Source organism: Rhodococcus sp. 14C212 (assembly GCF_011058195.1).
Classification (GTDB): Bacteria; Actinomycetota; Actinomycetes; order Mycobacteriales; family Mycobacteriaceae; genus Rhodococcus; species Rhodococcus aetherivorans.
In genome coordinates, this window is sequence record NZ_JAALEH010000061.1 from 1 (window position 1) to 20,500 (window position 20,500).

The following is a 20,500-nucleotide window of genomic DNA, read 5'->3' on the forward strand; positions in this document are numbered from 1 at the left end:
GTCGCGTTGCGACGTTGGTGGCCGGCATGGTCGACGGCGCCCCCGCCGCCGCAGTTGCAGGCCCTGATGAACTCGGTCGCGGCGGGCCACGGCCTGCACCTCTACCTCCCGAACTAACAAACTACCGCTATGCTGTCGGGTTCCTCGCGGCGGGGCCGCTGGCGTCGCGGTTCGGTTCCCATACCGTGATGTCTGTGGGTCTGTGCACCGCTGCCGTCACCACGCTGCTGGCAGCCTTTCCTTCCACGCTGCTTCTCGAACTGATCGCTCGCGCGGGGCAGGGCTGCGCGGCAGCCGCCTTCGCCCCCGCCGCGTTCACGTATATTGCCGAGAACATCGATCCGCGCCAGCGTCTGCTGGCTTTGAGCTGTTTGACCAGCGGTTTCCTCGGAGCGGCGGCAGTCGTTCCCGTCGCCGCACAGGTGATCGCTGTTGCGGCCGGTTGGCGCGCGGTCTTTGTGCTCGGTGCGGGTGCGCTCGCGGTGGCCGCCGTGGTCGTTGTTGTGTTCGTTCCAAGGGCGCGGGCCATCGGCCACCCCCGTGGTGCGCGGCTCTTCGGGGTCTTGGTGACGATTCTGGGCAGGTGGCGGTTGGTCGCGCTGTTCGGTGCTTCGGCCACATTCCTCGGAGGGTATGTCAGCGTTTTCACCACCATCTCGCTGGTGGGCCCGCCGTCGGTTGCCGGAAATCCCGAGGCCCTGCAGGTGCTGCGCTTGATCACTGTGCCAGCACTTCTCGTCATTCCATTTCTGGGTCGAGTGCTGAGGCGGTGGCGACCGGCCCGCCGGGGCGCGGCGGCGTTGGGTGTGGCGGCGATGTCCGTGGCCGCCGGATCGGTGTCGTCGGACTACCTGGTAGGACTGTCGATAGCGGTGTTGCTGCTCGTGGCGGCGATTTCCGCTACGGCGTCAGCCATTGTCGAGTCACTTCTGGTGCAGGTGCGTCCGGAGGAAACGGGCGGTGCAACGGCACTGTACGGATCCTTCACCTTTCTCGGTGCCAGCGCCGGACCAGCCCTCGCCTCGGTGGTCAGCCCTTGGGGTTTCCGAATCGGCATGCTTGCCGCGGCCATCTGGCTCGCCATCGGGGCGGGTTTGATCCTCGTCTCTTCCGCAGGAGCCGGGGCCCGACGATCGATTCAACACGGCACCGAGGGTGCTGTGTCATCCCTGCGGTAGGGAGCTCAGGGCAGGTCGGCATCAGCCGCGAGCGCGGCCGACACGAATTCGTCTGGCAGGTCCGACGACAGCGGCGGATGTCTGGGGGGATGGACGTTGTCGGCGATTTGTCGGAGGGTGTCCATGACGTGTACTCCTCCATCGGCGAGAAACCGCACCAACCCGGCTTTCGCGCATTGGGCTGCTACCCCGGTGAGCAGGCTTCCAGCCTCTTTGCTACGGCCGGATGCGGCGAGGCAGCCGGCCAGCAGCCTGCGGGCCCGTAGCTCAGCCCGGTGGCGTTCGCTGCCCGCAAGTCGCTCCGCCCACTCTCTGGCCCACTGACATGCGAGCTCGGTATTCGCCAGGGATCCGGTTCGCACCAATCGCGTGATGGCCGCCTCCTCCCGGTTCTGCGCGATAATCTCGTCGAGACCGGACACCTGCTCCGCACGTTCGGCGTAGGTGAGATCTGCAGTTTGCGAGGCATCTGAGGATGGTAGGACGAGATCCAGGCGCGCCGATTCGTTGACGATGGAGCTGTAGAGCCTCGGCAGTTGCATCTGCATGGAGAATCGGGCTCCCTCGTCCAGTCGTGTAACGGCCGCTGACCGGTCGCCGAGTATCACTTTGATTCGGGCTCCGACGACGTACCGGGCAATCTTCAAGTCGACAGCGCCCGCGTGTGGTCCGAGGTCGTATCCGTCGTCGAGTAGTCGCTCGGCCTCGGCGGTGTGTCCCTGTTCGTACAGAACTTCACCGAGGAGCCCGCCGGCTAACCGAGCGGTGTAGGAGCGTCGACCATCCACTTGCTGAGCGATCTTCACCGCGGTGCGGAAACTCGCTTCCGCCAGCTTCACATCCAGTTGCTCGAAGGCCGCTATACCCACCCAGCAGTGTCCGTGTACCGAGTTGTACGGTCCGTTGTTCCGCTGGTGATACGCTGCGGCCCAGTGCTGAAGGGCATAGGCGGCGCGGTAGTCCGCCCGACAGATCTTGGCGAACGTCGCAACGTTCGCTGCGACGGATACGACCCACGGCCGAAAGTCATCGGGACGATCGAGACACGGACGCACCAAGTCGTCGATTCGCGAGGCTCGGTCTGCACGCAATTCCACGACTGCTCTGATCACCGAGGCTTCGGCACGCAGCGCGGGGGTCTCCGACGCGCTGAGGTGGGTGAGCGCGGTATCGACGCGGTCAAGTGCCTGCAGAGCGGGGCCTGGGTTGTAGAGCAGGATGTTCGACCACGCGGCGGCGAGTTGCAGCCGCGGATTAGACATTGTGCTGTCTGTCGGCAGCTTGTCGACAAGTCCACGCAACGTCGACATCTGCGAATGCTCGAGCAGATACGTCCCGTCGCGTTCGACCAGTTTCCCTGCACCGGCCGTATCGCCGGCACGCAGTGCGTGATCGACTGCTTCGCTGAGAAAGCGGTGCTCGGCGAACCAGGTGGATGCGGATCGATGCAACTGCGCCGATCGCCCGGGGAACTCGGTGTCGAGTCGGCCACGCAGGAATTCTGCGAACATGTGGTGGTATCTGAACCAGTGCCCTTCGTCGTCGACTCGGCGCAAGAAAAGGTCACGCGCTTCGATCAGCTCGAGCATCGCCTGACCGCGTCGCACATCGGTCAGGGTCGAGGCCAGATCGGCGCAGATGCGGTCGGGGATGGCGGTGGCCAGTAAGAATGCACGCGTATCCGTATCGAGGGAGTCGAGGACGTTCTCGGCGAGGAAATCACCGATCGCGTGGTGGCGGCCCGAGAGGTGTGCAATGAACTGGGCAGGGTCCGCGGACGAGCGCAGAGAAATCGACGCCAGCTGTATGGCGGCGGCCCAGCCGTCGGTCGACCTCGCCAGGTCGGCGATGTCCTCTGTTGCCAGGTCCAGTCCCGAGGCTTCCATGAGGAAGCTGCGTGTTTCTCCTTCGTCGAATCGCAATACTGCCGAATCGATCTCGACTAGTTCGTTGCGAACGCGCATCCGGCTCATCGGCAGTCCAGTTTGCGTGCGACTGGTCACGATGATCTGGACGTGGTGGCAACCGTTGTCCAGTAGGTACGTCAGCGTAGCCGCACTCGAGGGATCCGAGACCCGATGCCAGTCGTCGAGGACGAGAGCCAGGTATTGGTCTTGATCGTGCAGTGTGTTGATCAACGTTGTCAGCACGTGCGGGCACGCGCGGTCACCGTGTGCTTCGAAGGTGTTACGCAATTCGGTCGCCAAGGCCGGCAACGCGGTGGTGATGGCTTCGATGAGATGTGCGAGAAACCAGAGAGGATTGTCGTCGTCTCGGTCGATGGTCAGCCATGCGGTGGCAATGCCCTCGTCGGCGAGCTGATGGAGCCACTGTGCCGCTGCGGTGCTCTTTCCGTAGCCGGTGGGTGCGTGGATGACGGTCAGGCGTCGCCGTCGATCGGTGTGAAGGGCCTGCATCAGACGGTCCCGGGTGACCAGCGTACGGCTCGGTGGTGGGGGTCGGAATCTGGTGGCGGGTGTTGGGGGTGCCGAGTACCGGCCGGAGGGCATCGGGGTCCGCGAGTGCGGTGCCGGGAATCGGAATCCGAACGCTGGTGAAGTGTAGTCCGGAGCGGCACCTGAGTCTGTCGCACTCCCTTCGGCGTTGTGGTGGGCGCGGCGTAATTGGTCGGCGAAGTCGGCTGCCGTGCGGGGACGATTGCCGCGATCGCGTGCCATCGCGTGCTCGATCACAGTGCAGACCTCCTCGGGAATCTCTCCATGCCAGTCGCGTAGCAGGGAGCCGCTCGGATTGGTGATGCGCCGAAACTGGTCGATCAGAGACTCTCCGCGGCGCCGCTCGAAGGCCGCGTGCCCGGTGAGCGCGCAGAACAGAGTGGCTCCGAGGCTATAGATATCGCTCGCCGGGCTGGGGGGACGCCCGAGTAACACGTCGGGGTCGGTGTAGGCGGGTGACCCGGTGACGACACCGGCCGCGGTCTCGAACCCGCCGGCGATGCGCGCGATGCCGAAATCTGTCAGCTGCGGCTCTCCGTAGGTGTCGATCAAGATGTTCGCGGGTTTGACGTCTCGGTGCAGGATGGATTGCTGGTGGGCAGTCTCGAGCGCGTCGGCCACCTTGATACCGAGGTGTAGGACCCGGGGCCAGGGGATCGGACCCGACTCGATCAGCGACTGAAGGGAGCCCGGCTCGTGGTAGTGCATGACGAGGTACGGGTGACCGGCACCCGTCGTCCCGACGCGATAGATAGTGACGATGTTGGGGTGCCCGGATAAGCGCCCCATTGCTCTTTGCTCACGGAGAAAGCGATCCACGCCTTCCGGGTCGTGATAGGTCGTGAGCACCTTGATCGCTACGACGCGATCGAGAGCCCGCTCTCGGCAGCGATAAACCACACCGAAGCCGCCCCGTCCGATCTCGGTGGCGCCCTCGAATCCCTCCGCAGCCAGCTCCGTGGCGATGGCTGCAGTCTGGTCGCGCTGCGTTGCCCCCGGATCGGTCTCGGCCACCTACGACCTCGAACCGGCACCTGGTGCCTTGAATCGGCTCATCACCCACCTCGCGCCTACTGAATCAAGGATAATCTGGTAGCCGACCGAACCCGCCCTGAACGCGTCAATACACGCTCGATGACCGCGATGGTGGCTGAGGAGGGGTCAAGCAGAATTCGCGGCCTCGTCCGCGGCACTACCGGTCATCCCCCCACCCTGTGTGGGCGGGTGCGGAGCATCGAATCGAGAGCCATAACCGTGTCAATCGTTACTGGGAGAACGATGGCGCTCCCAGCACCGCATCTCTGAAGGACCGACGACCTGTCATCGAAGCCTGTGTGAACCTCGACCCCGTCTCCCGCAGCACGATGGCCCTGTCGGCTCCGACCCCGTTGGCGTCGTTGATGGCGGCAGTCGAGCCAGACGCGTACAGCCACCGTGCGGTGCAAGATCGCGGTCAGTGCGTTGGCCAGGTAATAGCGGTGGCACGGCACGGCACGGGACCGCCGCGAGGGACCAGGTGGCCGTCAACTGCGAACGTTCACCTCGAGCTGGTGCCGCGGTGACCTGCGCTTCGACCCGGTCCATGCCGACCTCGGTCGGGTGGCAGAGAAGGGACTGTTCGGTCGCTCTGCTGCCCGTGGGGCACGCGGACGGGATCTCGCGTGCGCTGGGCCGCAGTATGCCGGTGCTGCTGGGCGGAAGGTGGTGGCGCCCTCAGATCGGGCTGGTGTGCATGGATCAGATTGTGGTCTACCTCGGGACGGACACCGATGTCATGGAAGGAGATCGTGCGGTGTTGTTCGAGGAACTGAGGGCACCACCGGGGGCGCGCATCGGTGGGCTCGCGCGTTCGGGACGACCCCCGCCGAGATCCTCGGCGGACTGCGTAGTCGGATCGAATGGCGTTACATCATTGGCGCGCAGCATATTTCCGGTTCAGAGCGCCGCGGGTGCGCTGTCCACCGAGCGGACGGAACAGCACACCCGCGGAAATTGTCGTGAGTGCCGGTCAGTTAACGTGTCGCACCGAGCCGGTGTTCCCGGTCGGTATCGGCCGGTCGCTGCCCGGCATCGTCGATCGCACATGGTCTCCTGCTGAGCGCGATCGTCGAGACGGCCCCAGCCACGCTCCAGAGTGCGAGCCAGGTACAGATCAGCCAGGTGGAGTGCGTCCAGCTATAGAACAGCGTCGCCATGAACGGGGCGGTGCCGCCGATGACGCTGACCGACAGGGCCTGACTCAACGCGACGCCGCTGAACCGGACATCGGCATTGAATCGTTCCGCGAGGAAGGCCGGCTGCGGGGCTTGCAGTGCCGAATGCACCACCGCCAGCATGAAGGTGATACCCAAGAACGCGGCCCAGCCCGATCCGGTGTTCATCAGCGTGAACAGCACGAACCCTCCGAACAGGGCGGTGAAGCACCCGGCGAGAAGGACAGTACGGCGTGAGAACCGGTCACTCAGATGACCGGATACCGGCAGACTTATCAAATAGACGATCGATGCGGCGAGCAGTGCATTGAGCATCGTGGTACGGCTGATATCCAAGATGGTGGTGCCGTAGGAGACGGCATAGGTGGAAACCAGATAGAACAGGATGCCTCCAGGAGCAATGACGCCCGCGGCCCATGCGACGTCCCGCCATTGACTGCGCAGTAGTGTGCGCACCGGGGTGCTTTGCTGGGCCGATGCCGTCTGCAGTTCGGTGAAGTCCGGGGTTTCCTCGACGCCGAGGCGAATGAACATCGAGATGGCGAAGAGTCCGGCGCTGAGCAGGAACGGAATCCGCCATCCCCACGTTTCGAAAGCGTCGCCGGAGATGTGGTCACTGACGGTGACGGCGATGGTCGACAACAGGAGTCCACCGGGCACCCCCATCTGGACGGTGCTGCCATACAGCCCGCGCCGGCGCGGGGGTGAATGCTCGACGAGCATCAGTGCAGCTCCACCCCACTCTCCGCCCATCGCGATACCTTGCACGAAACGGAGAGTGACCAGCAGGAGCGGTGCAAGCCAGCCGACTTGCTCAAATGTCGGAAGTATGCCGATCAGAACCGTCGCGGTGCCCATCATCAACAGCGAGACCACGAGCGTCTTGCGCCGGCCGACCTTGTCACCCATTCCGCCGAAGAGCACGCTGCCCAATGGCCTCGCCAGGAATCCCACCGCGAAAGTCGCGAAGGAGGCGAGGGTCCCCGCCAGTGGGCTGTATGACGGGAAGAACAGGGGTCCGAACACGAGGGCTGCGGCGGTGCCGTACAGGAAGAAGTCGTAGTACTCGAGTGCGGTGCCGGCGAATCCTGCTGCAGTAACACGAAGCATCTTTGTGGTGGAGCGTTTTTCAGGCACGCTCATGATGGTTCCTCCAGAGAGAACAGTAATGTGAGGAAGCGGCAACCGTGGCGTAGTGCACGGTTTCTGGGAGTCGGGCAACGTTCACGCGGACTGTCCTCCGTCGATCAGGATCGGCACCGGTGACGACGATGCTCGACGGGAGACCAGGTAGTCCACGGATGCTCGATGACTGTCCGGCCGGATCTACCAACGCGGTAGGGCATCGAGGAAGGTCGTCAGCGCGGTTGTCACGGCATCGGGGCTTTCTTCAGTCGCCAAGTGACCCGCGCCTGGGATTCGGGCAAAGGCCGATCCCGGTATCCGGGCATGCATCCGTTCGGCAGCTGCAATGTCGATGCCGTTGTCGTCCTCACCGTGCACGATGAGGGTCGGGATTTCTATCTCTGGCAGGCGGGAAAGGCGTTCGTGCTTGCCGATCCACGAGTTGTATTCGCCCCACACCGACCGCGATGGTCTGGTCCGCCACTTGCGCACCCACGAATCGACCAAATCGGGACGGTTCGCGATGGCCTGCGGGCCGAAAATGATGGGAACGAAGGTCTGTGCGAAGCTTGCGGAGATGGGGGCTTCGCTCTTCATGGGTCGGAACACATCGGCGAACCGAGCCTTCTCCTCGCTGGTATAGGCGTCAGCCATCGTGTCCATCAGGACCAGCCCGGCCAGCCGTTCAGGGTGCTTCAGGGCCAGTTCGATCGCCATGAAACCGCCCACGGACATTCCCACCAGTACGAATCGGTCGATTCCTGCTCGGGCGGCCACCTCCAGGCAATCGGAGACCAGCGAGTCGAGGTCGTAGTCGGTGGCATACTCCGATGTTCCGGCCCTGCTGGTGTAGGCGATGGTTCGGTAGCGATCGGCCAGAGCAGCGGTTTGCTCGGTGTACATGGTCCGATCCAGGAGCGTGCCGTGGGAGAAGAGCACCGCTGGTCCGTGTCCCTGGTCTACAACGTCGAAAACCTTCATCGGCTCTTCCCTTTCATGTCATTGGGCCTGAGGCGGAGGGCCGAGGCACGGGGAGGTTGTGTTCGACAACGGCGGCGAAATCCTCCGGATCGCTCGGAGTGTGCGGGGGAGCATGTCAGTGCACCAGGTCTTCGAGGTTGGAGTTGAGCGCCTTCGGTCGCGGAACCAGCCACAGGCCGATCAGCGCGATCAGCGGCAGTACGGCACCAAAGACGATGACCAGTACATTCCAGCTGTAGACGGTCAGCAATGGAGCGACGATGAGCGCAAGAGTTCCGTAGCTGGCCCACAACATGCCAGAACCCCATGCTCCACCCGTGCCACGAATACGGGTGGGAAAGGCTTCTTGCAAGAAGTTCGAGGATCCGCCCCATAGCCCGATGGTGATCAAGACGTAGACGACGAACCAGGGCAAGATCGTCGACGGTGTGGCCAGGTACACCATGAAGATGGCGCAGACAGATCCGAGCACCCCGACGGACGTGAGGGTGTAGTGGGCGCCTTTGCCCCGCGTGAGGAAACTGGCGGCGAGGATGGTGACGATACCGAGCCAGTTTGCCCAGGTTATTGCGCGGTTGGCCTCGAGAAACGAGATGTCCTTCGCCTGCAGGAAGCTCAGTCCGAAATAGGACATGATGGCGTATTGGGGCACGATGAAGAGGAAGAACAGGGTTACTCCGATGGTGCGGCGACGCATATCCGCTGCCCACAGCTGAGCGAGCACACTTTTCTCCGTCTTGGCGACGTCGACGTGGAACTTGCTCGCCCCCGTCCGACGGGCATGCTGGAGATCCTGGAAGTGCGGTGTTTCCTTGATGACGAAGAAGACCGCGATACCGAAGGCCAAGGGGAGTACGCCGACGATCCAGAACACCGCCCGCCATCCCATGCTGGCTGCGATGTGTTCGGAGAAGAAGGCCGATGTTCCGAATCCGATGGCCCAGCCCACTGGTACGGTCCCGGTCATCCATCCCCGGTGCTTCGCAGGTACTGACTCGGCAATGAGCACGGTGGCCAGTCCCCACGAAACGTACCCGACTGTTGCGATCGACCGCATTACACCGAATGACGCAGTGTTCCAGGAGAATCCAGCAAGAATAGTGAACGCAGAGCAGATCGCGATAGCTGCGACGAAGAGTGGCTTACGACCGAAGCGGTCCGTCAACGGACCGATGAGGAACATGGCGATGACGCCGCAGGTGAAGAATCCGGCCGCATAGATGTACCCGACGGCCTTGTCGGAGAACCCCAGACTCTGCTGGATGAGGGGATAGCTCGTGGGGAAAATCGCGGCGTCGGCGGCGATGGTCGCGTAGCCGAGCACCCCGAGCACCATGACAGCCCAGTGGTAGGGCCTCAGGCGGTTGCTCTCCGCGGAAAGTGGAGTGGATGGGCGTTCGCGCAAACCATCGTCGATGGCTGTTTCTGGCATCGGGGCTCCTGGGGACATCGAGGAGGAGGGGATCACGCAGTGGCGTGCGCCACACAGTCTGCGGTTTTTTGCATCATTTATCAAGTGTGCAGCCACGGGAGAGGTGGGGAGTGGCACGTATGACCGCTCTGAACTGGTACTTTACCGACAGGACGGTGCGGCTAGGGCTCACGCCGACGAATACTCCCCGGATATTTGATACAAGTTACCTGCTCCGTACGGGGAAGAAGGTGGGGGAGTTCCGACACCCTTGCCGATCGCTGTCATTCGCGGAACGAGACCGATCTCGGCGCCAGCGGATGGTTCGCCCTCCACCGTGCCATGAGGGACCCTGCGTTCAGACGGGCTGGATGACCGGCAGCCCGCGCGCGGCTCTTCAGATCCGCGGTCAGCTCACCGCGTTTCTTCCCACGTCGATGGCGTGGGCCCTGGACGCGTTGGACATCATCGAGCGGTCGAGAGCGTGACGTGCTCGAATGCCTGGTTGCCGGCTCATCCAACCGCGAAATAGGACAGAAGCTCAGTATTGCCGAGAGCGCCGGGTGCTTCCATGTGGGCCATATCCTGCGCAAGTTGCGCGCGCGTACACGGGCCGAAGCCATCGCGCTGGGGTGGATGCAGCAGCAACTCGACCTGCCGAGTTTCAGACGCACTCGCCCGCCAGGTCACCGGCCGGTTCACCGTGTCAGCCCGGCCGGTGACCTGCGCCGTCTTCCGACGTGTCTGTTCGCCGTCCTCAGTCGTCGTCGGCGAGGATGCCGTCGCGCTTGAGTTTGGCGATCACGTACTCGCCCTCGAACTGAACATGTTCGCGCGACGCAGCCTCCGCTGCTGCCCCGTCCCCACGCTTCAAGGCGTCGAGCATTTTCTGGTGACTCCGAGTGGCTTCGGGACTCGCGCCGGGCGGTGCCTCGTACACGGCCCGTGGCAGGTTCTTGGCCAACTGCCGCAACACCGACAACAGGCGCCGGCTGCCACCCGTCTGGTTGATGAGGGCGTGAAACTCCCAGTTCAGGTTATGAAGCACGTCAGGATCGTCGCTGTTCTGCATGAGTTCGTGTAGCTCCTGCAACCGGGCAAGCGTTGGCTGGGTGATACGGGACGCGGCACGTCGTGACGCGAGCCCCTGCACCATTCCGTAGATTCGGTAGTGATCGTCGATGTCCTCGCGCCGGATGGGGACAACATAAGAACCGCGATGCGGCTCGGAGTCGATCAATCCTTCGGCCTCGAGAGTGATGAGCGCTTCCCGAACCGGCAGACGACTGACGCCGAGATCTTTGGCGATTTGGTCCTGTGGCACTCGCTGTCCCCGAATCAGAGACCCGTCGAAGATCATATTCTTGATGTAGTCGACGACCTGACCACTCATGTTTCGTCGCGCCACCTGCGGACGAGCGTCCTCACGCCGGCCACCGTTCTGTGCAGCACGAATCGGTAGATCGATTCCGGCGTCAGACGCAGTCATCTCGACTCCTAATTTGATCAATCATCAACACGGGCTAGTGTACGTGATCCGTAGGGGCACCGCTGACGCATCGCCACGTGCAACACGCCGCCGCACGCCGATCGTCCCCCAAGTAGCGCATCGACGGCTCTGAACAGCGGTTTTGTGTAGTTCGTCAGCCGGCCGCTTCTCCTGGCTCGGCACTTCGCTGTCCGCGGCGCCTGGGCCGGACTCGACTTCGAGGCCACGTTGGCGTAACGTGAGTCACATCTGATGTATCACATATCCAATCTGAGAGGCATGATGACACCCATCGCATCGACCGATCACCGTCTCTCCTCGGCTGTCGTCAACCGCCTGAAGAGCGCCCCGCACGTCTTCATCGATGGCGGACAGCGCGCAGCGCGCAGCGGCGAGGAGATTCCCGTCTTCGACCCGGCAACCGGGCGCCAGATCGCGGTTGCGGCTTCCGGAGGAGTGGACGACGTCGCCGACGCGGTCGATGCGGCCCGGCGCGCGTTTGCCGAGTCGGCCCCGTGGCGGCAGATGAGCCCCCTTGACCGCGGACGCATCCTCCACCGGATCGGCGATCTGATCTACCAGCACGCCGATGACTTCGCTCAGCTCGAGGTCCTCGATGCAGGGAAGGTCCTCGGCGCAGCACGAAACATCGATGTCGAGTTCGCCGCGCGGGCGTTTCACTACTACGCCGGCTGGCCCACCAAAATCGTCGGTTCGACCGTCCCGGTGTCTCATCCGAGTATCCACGTGCGCACCGAACGCGAACCGGTCGGAGTGGTGGGCGCGATCACCGCATGGAACTTCCCACTTCTGCTGTGCGGATGGAAGATCGGCCCCGCACTTGCCTCCGGGTGCACGATGGTCCTCAAGCCTTCCGAAGAAACGCCCCTGTCGGCGTTGTGGCTGGCGGAACTCGCCGGCGAGGCCGGACTGCCCCCCGGCGTGCTCAACGTCGTTCCCGGCACCGGCGGGACCGCTGGTCAAGCCTTGGTTGCCCATCCTGGGGTCGACAAGCTCACATTCACCGGCTCGACGAAGGTCGGCAAGCACATCGCTCGCCAAGCCGCGGCCGACGTCAAACGGGTGACACTCGAACTTGGTGGCAAGTCCGCCAACATCATCCTGCCCGACGCCGACGTGACGGAGGCGGTGACCGGTTCTGCGGGCGGCATCTTCTGGCACTCCGGTCAAACCTGCAGCGCGCCATCACGATTGTTTGTACACAGAGACATCCATGACGAGGTCGTCGAGCAACTCACCGCGATCGCCGGGCAGTTGAGGATCGGACATGGGCTCGACGAGGGTGTCGATTTCGGCCCTTTGGTCAACAATGCGCAACTCGAGCGCGTCCGGGGATATGTCGAACATGCAAAAATCAAGGGCGCCAAGGTCTATCAGTCTGCGCAGGTTCCCGGCGATCTGACCGGGCACTTCCACCCTCCGACGATCATCGCCAATGCGACCGACGACATGGAATGCGCACGTGAGGAGATCTTCGGTCCGGTTGTCGTCGTTCTCGCCTTCGACCACATCGACGAGGTCATCGAACGGGCGAATGCCGGCGACTACGGCTTGGCCGCGGGTATCTGGACGACGAATGTGAATACCGTCCAGACGATGACGCGCAGACTGCAGGCCGGGACCGTCTACGTCAACGGCTGGGGGCTGACCGATCCAGCAGCTCCGTTCGGCGGGTTCCACCAGTCGGGCTACGGCCGTGACCTGGGCCCGGACAGCCTCGACGGATATCTGGAAACCAAGTCCGTATGGACCATGCACAGCTGAGAAAATCCTTCGAACGACGATCGGAAGAACAATGAAGACACGCGCCGCCGTACTGACCGCACCCCACGCCCCGTTCGAAATCATGGAACTGGACATCGACGATCCCGGGCCCGGGGAGGTCATGCTGCGAATGTCCGCGGCTGGACTGTGTCACTCGGATCTGCACATGATGGACGGAGATCTGTCGGTGCGCTATCCGATGGTGGGAGGGCACGAAGCCGCGGGCATCGTCGAGAAGATCGGCCCAGGCGTGAAGAAGGTCGCTGTCGGAGACCACGTGGTCTGCAGCTTCACCCCGAGTTGTGGCATCTGCCGGTACTGCTCGACCGGGCACCAGAATCTCTGCGATGCCGGATCGACAATTCTCGAAGGCAGCATGCCGGACGGCACCTTCCGCCTACACAAGGACGGCACCGACTACAGCGCCTTCTGTATGCTCGGCGCCTTCTCGGAACTCGCGACCGTGTCCGAGTACTCGGTCGTGAAGGTCGACGACTGGCTTCCCCTCGACTCTGCAGTGCTCGTTGGGTGCGGCGTCCCGACCGGATGGGGCACCGCCGTCAATGCCGGCAACGTTCGCCCCGGTGACACCACCGTGATCTACGGCATCGGCGGATTGGGCGTCAATGCGGTTCAGGGTGCGGTGCACGCCGGAGCGAAGTACATCGTGTGTGTTGACCCCGTCGAATTCAAGCGAGACACCGCGCTCAAATTCGGAGCGACTCACGTCTTTTCCAACGCCGAGGAAGCACATGCGAAGGTCAATGAACTCACCTGGGGTCAGGGTGCCGATCAGGCCCTCGTGCTGATCGGCACCATGGACGAGGAAACCATCACCGCAGCATTCAAGGTGATCGGGAAGGGCTCGACGGTCGTGGTCACGGGCGTGTCCAATGCCGCCAACCTCACCGTCCACGTGTCGGGCCAGGAAATGGTGTTCATGGAGAAGACCATCAAGGGCACTCTGTTCGGTTCGTCGAACCCGCAGTACGACATCGTCCGGCTATTGCGACTCTACGATGCAGGACAGCTCAAACTCGACGAACTCATCACCACCCGTTACAAGCTCGCCGAGATCAACCAGGGCTATCAGGACCTGCGAGACGGTAAGAACATCCGCGGAATCATCGACTTCTCACTCTGAGCGCTTCTACCGCGCCGCTTGGGGCCTTCCGGTCTCTTCGCAAGGGACCGGAAGGTCGCCGTGGCATGCTCGCACATCCGGTGAACTCACTCTTAACCCAATGCCTCAGCAGCACAAAGGTATGCGGTACAACCCTCGCGTCCACCCTCTTGCGAAAACACCGCGGGCATGCCACAGTGAATTTGTCCGTACGTATCATTTATCAAATCGGGAGTTGTAGTGCAGACGCACCGTCACGCAGATCGCGCCGCACTTCGCGCGGCCACCGCAGTGGTTGGGGTCGGCACGACCGAATTCGGCAATTTCACGGGTTCCTCCGCCGACGATTTGGGCTCGACCGCCCTCGAGGCTGCACTCGCCGATGCCGGACTCAGCGCGCGCGACCTCGACGGCTTGATCGTGAACCGGGTGAGTAGTTACGAGGTGGTGGCCTCGCGGATGGGAATTGAACCCCGCTGGTCGGCGCAGCTGCCGGCGGAGGGACGCATGACCGGCGTCGCCATCCAGATGGCGGTGCTGGCCATCGCTACTGGAGTGGCCTCCACCGTCGCGCTGGTGTACGGCAACAACGGGCGCTCGGGTGGGCACACCTATGGAGGCGGCGGCGCGAGCGCCAGCGCGGCCGCCGAGGGATACGGCACCAACCCGGCGTTGACCCTGCCGTATGGGATGACCTCGCCCGGAGCTTTCTACGCGATGATGTTCCAGCGGCACTGTGCGCAGTACGGCACCACCGCCGAACAACTGGCGCAGGTTGCGGTCACCCTCCGAGAGCACGCATCGCGGAATCCGCAAGCCGTATTCAAAGATCCCATCTCACACAAGATCTACCTCGAGTCCCGATTCATCGTCGAACCGCTGAAGATCTACGACTACTGCCTGATCAACGACGGCGGCGTGGCCATGATTCTCACCTCAGCGGACCGGGCCCGCGACTGCGCTCAACCACCCGTTCACGTCCTGGGGTTCGGACAACAAGGGCAGCTGCGCAACTCCGATTTCCCTCCGGACGACTTCTGGCGCGAGGCAATCGGCACCGCCGGGCAACAAGCGTATGCAATGGCCGATTGCACTCGGGCCGACGTGGACGTCCTGATGGCATACGACAACTTCAGCCCCAATGTGCTCTTTACCTTGGAGGGCCTCGGATTCTGCGCTCCCGGCGAGTCCGGAGCATGGATCCAGGACGGCCGCATCGGACTGCGCGGTGAACTGCCGATCAACACCTCCGGCGGACATCTGTCGGAAAGCTACATGCAAGGGTGGGGGCTGAACGTCGAGGCCATCCGCCAGTTGAGGAAAACGTGCGGCGACCGCCAGGTGCACGATGCGACCATCGCTCAGTACCTGTGCGCCGCTCCCGTGGTGACCTCGGTCGTGTACGGAGCACAGGCATGAACCCCCGCTATTCGTTGACCGCCCACCTCGAAGGACTGGCCCGGCACGAGCTGTTGATCAGCGCATGCGCAGCCTGCGAAAACCATCACTTCCCCCCGAAAGCGGCCTGCACTCGCTGCGGAAACACGGAAAGCCCGCAGTGGAACACGGTGAGCGGTGAGGGCCGGTTGTGGTCCTACGCCGCCTTCCACAGGACTTACCTGACCGACTTCTACCTGCCGAGCCCGTACGTCGTCGCGGTCATCGAACTCGACGAGGGCGCCAGGATCTACGGCAACGTCGTCGGCGCGCCGATGTCCTCTCTCCGGATCGGGCAGCGAGTCCGCGCCGACTTCACCACCATCGACAACGGAGAGTCGCACCTGATCTTCGTCGCAGCCGACAAGGAAGGCACATGACCGACACAGCCCCCTCCCTCGGCCCACTCCGTGGACTGCGCGTCGTCGAGATTGCCGCACTCGGGTCGGCACCGTTCGCCGCGATGATGCTCGCCGACGCCGGCGCGGAAGTTCTGCGCATCAACCGGCCCGGTCAGCACACCGACGACCCCGGCATCCTCGGTCGGGGACGGACCGCACTGAGCCTCGATCTGAAGGACCTACACGATCGCGACCGTGCTCTGGAGGCCATCGACCACGCCGACGTACTCATCGAAGGATTCCGGCCGGGCGTGATGGAACGGCTTGGGCTCGGACCCGGCACCTGCCTGAACCGCAACTCGGCCTTGATCTACGCCCGAATGACCGGCTGGGGGCAGGACGGACCACTCGCCGCTACCGCTGGGCACGATATCAACTACCTGGCCCTGACCGGTGCCCTCCGGTCCATCGCCCGCCAGGGCGAAGTCCCTGTTCCGCCACTGAACCTCGTCGGCGATTACGGCGGCGGCGGGATGCTGCTGGTCATCGGAATCCTCGCCGCACTCTACGAGCGGGTATCCAGCAGTACCGGCCAGATCGTCGACGCCGCAATGATCGACGGAACCAGCCTGCTCATGAGCGGTATCTGGAACCGTAAGGCCACCGGGAACTGGTCGGGCGAACCCGGCACAAACAGCATCGACAGTGGTTCGCACTTCTACAACGTCTACCGGACCGCGGACGACGCCTTCATGGCCGTGGGCAGCATCGAGCCGCAGTTCTACCAGCGACTGCTCCTCGGTCTCGGGCTCGCCGACGCCGACCTACCGGCACAGCACGACCGGGCGCAGTGGCCCGCCATGAAGGACCTGTGTGCGCGAATCTTCCGGATGAAAACGCGCGCAGAATGGACACTGGTCTTCGCCGAACTCGACGCGTGCGTATCCCCCGTTCTCGCGCTCGACGAGGCGGTGACCGATCCGCATATGCAGTTTCGGAACACCCTCGTCCGTGGTGATCGCGTCGAGCCGGCGCCCGCTCCTCGCTACAGCAGAACACCGGGCACCGCCGGTGGCCGCGGCGAGAACACAGAGCCAGCCGAGACCCTGATGACGCGTTGGGCGTCGACCGTCCGCGCGGCACCGGCGACAATCAGAACAGGACAGCACTGATGGCGGCACCGACAATTATCAGCAGAACAGTCCACGACGGCCTGACACTCGGGAAGAACATCGGTTTCACCGAGGGGCCCGTATGGACCACAGACGGCCGATTGTTCGTCACGAGCGTCAGTCGAGGCGCGCTGTACGAGATCTTCCTCGACGGGCGCCCGGCTGTGGCAGTCGCCGAAACCGGTGGTGGACCCAATGGCATGACGCTCGGCTGCGACGGGCGACTGTGGATCACCCAGAATGGTGGCGGCGCGATGCCCACCCGATCACAGTTGCCGGTCTCGCCGTCCATCCAGGTCTGGGATCACCGGGCGGCCGCCGCGCCGAGCACCATCTTCAACGGAAGGGTTCACGCTCCGTCGGACTGTACGTTCGGACCGGACGGCGCCCTCTGGTTCACCGACCCGAACGGCCACGGCTTCGGCAGCGCAGCCCTGCCGGGTCGCGTCTGGAGGTACGACCCCGCGGCCGATCACGCCTCAGTCGTTCTCGACGACGTCTTCTTTCCCAACGGCATCGCGTTCGGGCCCGACCCGGAACACCTGTATGTCGCCGAGACCGCTCGTAATCGGGTACGCCGCTATGTGGTCACAGCACACAGCGCGACCGTCGATCATGACTTCCCGCAAATCACCGTCTCGACCCCCGACGGCATCACCATCGACGCTCAGGGCGGTCTGTGGGTAGCAGGCAGCAAATCGGGAAAGGTCACCTACTTCGACTCGACCGGCCAGATGTGTGAGCAGTTGGCGATCGGTGTAGGAGCGATGCCCACCAGCGTCTGCTTCGCCGGCGACGCGCTCGACCGTCTGATCGTCACCGTTGCCAAGGGCGGGCGCGTACTCGCCTTCCCTGTCGAAACCTCCGGCTTACCCACCCCGCCTGCTTCTCCGGCCCCACCCGATTCGTCGCCTGCACACCGCGAGGAACTCCAATGACCGCATCAGCTCCTGCCGCTCGCACCTGGGGGGCCCTGCTGCACGAAATGGCCGACCGCTTCCCCACCCGGGCCGCGATCTCGTTCGAAGGGACGGCCACCACCTTCGCCGAACTCGATCACAGGGTCAGCCAATGGTCGAAGGCGCTGCTGGCCATGGGAATCGGCCGTGGTGACTCGATCGCAATACTGGCCGGAAACCGCCCCGAATGGTTGTGCACCGCGATGGCCGGGACGCGGATAGGCGCAGTTGTCGTGCCCATCAACACCTGGTACAAGACCGATGAGCTCGCGTACGCGCTCGACCACGGTGACGTGAAGGTCCTGCTGTTCTTCGATCGGCTTCGCGATACGGACTATGTTCCCATTGTCGCATGCACCGTCGCGGCGGTCACCGAGGCACCCGGCCCCGACGGCGTACTCCATGACACGAAATTGCCAGCCTTGCACCACGTCGTCGAGCTCGGGCAGCACCGCCTCCCGGCTGCCGTATCGCTCCGTCAGTTCCTCGGCTGCGGAGAACAGATCAGCGACGACGCACTGGCCGATGCGGAAGCCGCAGTCGAGCCGGACGACCTCGCGTACCTGATCTATACCAGCGGCAGCACGGCGCGACCGAAATGTGTCGCGCTCGAACATCACCACGCCATCGTCAACACCTTCAACATCGGCGAACGGCAGGCGCTCGACGAGCACGACCGGTCATTCCTCGCGACACCGCTGTTCTACGGACTCGGTGTCATCCAGGCCCTCGGCGCGACCTGGACCCACGGCGCCTGTGTGGTTCTCATGGAGGTGTACGAACCAGGCCGAGCCCTCGAACTGCTCGAACGTGAGCGCTGCACCGCGTACTACGGGCTCGGAAACATGACCCGAAGCCTCGTCGACCATCCCGACTGCGCTCGCCGCCAACTCAGCCTTCGCAAGGGTGTCCTCGGCCTGAGCAAGGCGGACCGTCAACTCGCCCGCACCGAACTCGGGCTGACCCTGGGCACCAGCATTTATGGATTGACCGAGTCCTACGGGTTGTGCGCGCTGACCGATGCCCACGACCCGGTCGAGCGGGCCGAGGACACCATCGGGCGTCCCCTCCCCGACTGGGACATCCGCATCGCCGACCCGGATACCGACGAGCCCGTACCGACCGGTGAAATCGGACAGATCCTGATCCGCGGCCACGTCATGCGGGGTTACTACAAAGATCCCGACCGCAATCGCGAGGTCATGACACCCGACGGCTTCTTCCGCACCGGTGACCTCGGATACATGGACGAGCACGGATACCTGCACTTCCACTCCCGGCTCTCGGAGATGATGAAGCCCGGCGGCATCAACGTCAGCCCACTCGAAGTGGAACTTCTGGTAGGGGAGATCGCCGGCGTCCGCGAAGTGCATGCCGTGGGCATTCCCGACATCGCGCGCGGGGAGGCGATCGTTGTCTTCGTCGACGCCGACCGAGACGACGTCACCCTCGACCGGATCCAGGACCACGTCCGCAGCAGAGCCGCCAAGTACAAGGCCCCGCACCATGTGATCTACGGAACCAGTGCCAGTTTCCCGCGGGTCGCGAGCGGCAAGGTACCCAAGGGCCGCCTGCGCGAACTTGCGCTCACCGAACTCGGGCTCGACGCCGCCGGGATGCCCACCCCGGCGGTTGACACTCCGCTCTCCGACCACTGACGCAGATGGACTCTCACGTGAATATCGACATCCCCGAGGAAGAACAACTCCTCGTCCAGACCGTCCGCGACTTCATCGACCGCGATGTGAAGCCAGTCGTACACGAGATGGAACACCAGAACGAGTACCCCGAGGAATTCATCGAACAGATGAAGAAGATCGGCATCTACGGGCTGGCCATTCCCGAGCAGTTCGGGGGCGCTCCGGTTTCGATGCCGTGCTACGTCCAGGTCACCGAGGAGCTCTCGCGCGGCTGGATGAGCTTGGCCGGCGCCATGGGCGGTCACACCGTCGTCGCGAAACTGCTCACCACCTTCGGAACCCCCGACCAGAAGGCCACCTACCTTCCTCGGATGGCCACCGGCGAACTGCGCGCGACCATGGCCCTGACCGAACCCGGCGGCGGATCCGACCTCCAGGCGATGCGTACCCATGCACGCCTCGAACGGGACGAATACCTCGTCAACGGTTCGAAGACCTGGATCAGCAATGCGCGCCGCTCCGGCCTCATCGCCCTGCTCTGCAAGACCGACCCCCAGGCCACCCCGACGCACAAGGGCATCTCCATCCTGCTCGTCGAGCACGGCCCCGGACTGACCGTCTCGCGTGACCTCCCCAAGCTCGGATACAAGGGCGTCGAGAGCTGCGAGCTCTCCTTCGACAACTTCCGAGTTCCCTCTTCGGCCGTACTCGGCGGCGCCGAGGGCCACGGCTTCGCCCAGATGATGAAGGGCCTCGAGACCGGTCGGATCCAGGTCGCCTCCCGCGCCCTCGGGGTCGGCCGCGCCGCGCTCGAAGACGCGCTGCAATACGCACAGGATCGGCAGTCGTTCGGCAAGCCGATCTGGAAGCATCAGGCAATCGGTCACCAACTTGCCGACATGGCAACCAAACTCACTGCCGCGCGTCAGCTGACCATGTTTGCCGCCAGTCGATTCGACGCCGGACTCCGATGTGACATGGAGGCGGGAATGGCGAAATTGTTCGCCTCCGAGACCGCGATGGAGGTCGCGCTGTCCGCGCTGCGCATTCACGGCGGATACGGCTACTCGACCGAGTACGACATCGAGCGGTACTTCCGCGACGCCCCCCTGATGATCGTCGGCGAGGGTACGAATGAAATTCAGAAGAACATCATTGCAGCGCAGCTGGTCCAGAGAGGCGGAGTGTAG

At 63.7% G+C, this 20,500-nt stretch carries 15 protein-coding genes; 10 read left to right on the forward strand and 5 right to left on the reverse strand.

The window, feature by feature from the left end; all coding sequences use genetic code 11:
* Positions 1-26 precede the first annotated feature (26 nt).
* Complete coding sequence (locus G6038_RS21590; RefSeq protein WP_165039808.1) at positions 27-1,178, forward strand: MFS transporter; 1,152 nt, start codon at positions 27-29, stop codon at positions 1,176-1,178.
* Positions 1,179-1,183: 5 nt separating this feature from the next.
* On the opposite strand, the gene G6038_RS21595 is transcribed toward G6038_RS21590, so the two are convergent.
* The gene (locus G6038_RS21595; protein ID WP_165039809.1) at positions 1,184-4,648 is read right to left on the reverse strand and encodes a serine/threonine-protein kinase; all 3,465 of its coding nucleotides are present in this window, start codon (positions 4,646-4,648) and stop codon (positions 1,184-1,186) included.
* Positions 4,649-5,216: 568 nt separating this feature from the next.
* Between G6038_RS21595 and G6038_RS21600 the strand changes: the two genes are divergently transcribed.
* Positions 5,217-5,732, forward strand: coding sequence for an alanine racemase C-terminal domain-containing protein (locus G6038_RS21600; protein WP_165039810.1), 516 nt, complete (start codon positions 5,217-5,219; stop codon positions 5,730-5,732).
* Here G6038_RS21600 and G6038_RS21605 read toward each other — a convergent pair.
* The 4 genes from G6038_RS21605 to G6038_RS21625 all read right to left on the reverse strand — a co-directional run bounded on the left by G6038_RS21605 (position 5,647) and on the right by G6038_RS21625 (position 10,853).
* Positions 5,647-6,990, reverse strand: coding sequence for an MFS transporter (locus G6038_RS21605; protein ID WP_165039811.1), 1,344 nt, complete (start codon positions 6,988-6,990; stop codon positions 5,647-5,649). The two genes, G6038_RS21600 and G6038_RS21605, sit on opposite strands and share 86 nt — an antisense overlap.
* A gap of 183 nt (positions 6,991-7,173) precedes the next feature.
* The gene (locus G6038_RS21610; RefSeq protein WP_165039812.1) at positions 7,174-7,953 is read right to left on the reverse strand and encodes an alpha/beta hydrolase; all 780 of its coding nucleotides are present in this window, start codon (positions 7,951-7,953) and stop codon (positions 7,174-7,176) included.
* A gap of 115 nt (positions 7,954-8,068) precedes the next feature.
* Complete coding sequence (locus G6038_RS21615) at positions 8,069-9,385, reverse strand: MFS transporter (RefSeq protein ID WP_165039813.1); 1,317 nt, start codon at positions 9,383-9,385, stop codon at positions 8,069-8,071.
* A 736-nt stretch (positions 9,386-10,121) separates the two neighbouring features.
* A complete protein-coding gene (locus tag G6038_RS21625) occupies positions 10,122-10,853 on the reverse strand; it encodes a GntR family transcriptional regulator (protein WP_006931474.1) in 732 nt (243 codons plus the stop codon).
* Between the two features lie 279 nt (positions 10,854-11,132).
* Between G6038_RS21625 and G6038_RS21630 the strand changes: the two genes are divergently transcribed.
* From G6038_RS21630 to G6038_RS21665, 8 genes are all read left to right on the forward strand, one after another.
* Positions 11,133-12,638 (forward strand): aldehyde dehydrogenase family protein, encoded by a 1,506-nt coding sequence (locus G6038_RS21630; protein WP_165039815.1) that lies wholly within the window; start codon positions 11,133-11,135, stop codon positions 12,636-12,638.
* A 31-nt stretch (positions 12,639-12,669) separates the two neighbouring features.
* Entirely contained in the window at positions 12,670-13,782 is a 1,113-nt protein-coding gene (locus G6038_RS21635) for an NDMA-dependent alcohol dehydrogenase (protein WP_050034293.1), read from the forward strand.
* A gap of 219 nt (positions 13,783-14,001) precedes the next feature.
* Positions 14,002-15,180 carry a thiolase family protein gene (locus G6038_RS21640; RefSeq protein ID WP_165039816.1) on the forward strand — a complete coding sequence of 393 codons (1,179 nt, stop codon included), beginning with the start codon at positions 14,002-14,004 and terminating at the stop codon, positions 15,178-15,180.
* Entirely contained in the window at positions 15,177-15,578 is a 402-nt protein-coding gene (locus tag G6038_RS21645; RefSeq protein WP_165039817.1) for a Zn-ribbon domain-containing OB-fold protein, read from the forward strand. The genes G6038_RS21640 and G6038_RS21645 overlap by 4 nt, the downstream gene beginning before the upstream one ends.
* Positions 15,575-16,711 carry a CaiB/BaiF CoA-transferase family protein gene (locus G6038_RS21650; protein WP_165039818.1) on the forward strand — a complete coding sequence of 379 codons (1,137 nt, stop codon included), beginning with the start codon at positions 15,575-15,577 and terminating at the stop codon, positions 16,709-16,711. Before G6038_RS21645 ends, G6038_RS21650 begins: the two co-directional genes overlap by 4 nt.
* Complete coding sequence (locus tag G6038_RS21655) at positions 16,711-17,649, forward strand: SMP-30/gluconolactonase/LRE family protein (RefSeq protein ID WP_165039819.1); 939 nt, start codon at positions 16,711-16,713, stop codon at positions 17,647-17,649. The genes G6038_RS21650 and G6038_RS21655 overlap by 1 nt, the downstream gene beginning before the upstream one ends.
* Positions 17,646-19,328 (forward strand): AMP-binding protein, encoded by a 1,683-nt coding sequence (locus G6038_RS21660; protein ID WP_165039820.1) that lies wholly within the window; start codon positions 17,646-17,648, stop codon positions 19,326-19,328. Before G6038_RS21655 ends, G6038_RS21660 begins: the two co-directional genes overlap by 4 nt.
* Positions 19,329-19,333: 5 nt before the next feature.
* Positions 19,334-20,500 (forward strand): acyl-CoA dehydrogenase family protein, encoded by a 1,167-nt coding sequence (locus tag G6038_RS21665; protein WP_165039821.1) that lies wholly within the window; start codon positions 19,334-19,336, stop codon positions 20,498-20,500.

Bases quoted from the DNA above. Each gene is read 5' to 3' on its own strand.
- G6038_RS21665 (WP_165039821.1), top strand. From the start codon at position 19,334: ATGGACTCTCACGTGAATATCGACATCCCCGAGGAAGAACAACTCCTC.
- G6038_RS21590 (WP_165039808.1), top strand. From the start codon at position 27: ATGGTCGACGGCGCCCCCGCCGCCGCAGTTGCAGGCCCTGATGAACTC.
- G6038_RS21615 (WP_165039813.1), bottom strand. From the start codon at position 9,385: ATGCCAGAAACAGCCATCGACGATGGTTTGCGCGAACGCCCATCCACT.
- G6038_RS21630 (WP_165039815.1), top strand. From the start codon at position 11,133: ATGATGACACCCATCGCATCGACCGATCACCGTCTCTCCTCGGCTGTC.
- G6038_RS21650 (WP_165039818.1), top strand. From the start codon at position 15,575: ATGACCGACACAGCCCCCTCCCTCGGCCCACTCCGTGGACTGCGCGTC.
- G6038_RS21625 (WP_006931474.1), bottom strand. From the start codon at position 10,853: ATGACTGCGTCTGACGCCGGAATCGATCTACCGATTCGTGCTGCACAG.
- G6038_RS21600 (WP_165039810.1), top strand. From the start codon at position 5,217: ATGCCGACCTCGGTCGGGTGGCAGAGAAGGGACTGTTCGGTCGCTCTG.
- G6038_RS21605 (WP_165039811.1), bottom strand. From the start codon at position 6,990: ATGAGCGTGCCTGAAAAACGCTCCACCACAAAGATGCTTCGTGTTACT.
- G6038_RS21635 (WP_050034293.1), top strand. From the start codon at position 12,670: ATGAAGACACGCGCCGCCGTACTGACCGCACCCCACGCCCCGTTCGAA.
- G6038_RS21655 (WP_165039819.1), top strand. From the start codon at position 16,711: ATGGCGGCACCGACAATTATCAGCAGAACAGTCCACGACGGCCTGACA.
- G6038_RS21645 (WP_165039817.1), top strand. From the start codon at position 15,177: ATGAACCCCCGCTATTCGTTGACCGCCCACCTCGAAGGACTGGCCCGG.
- G6038_RS21610 (WP_165039812.1), bottom strand. From the start codon at position 7,953: ATGAAGGTTTTCGACGTTGTAGACCAGGGACACGGACCAGCGGTGCTC.
- G6038_RS21660 (WP_165039820.1), top strand. From the start codon at position 17,646: ATGACCGCATCAGCTCCTGCCGCTCGCACCTGGGGGGCCCTGCTGCAC.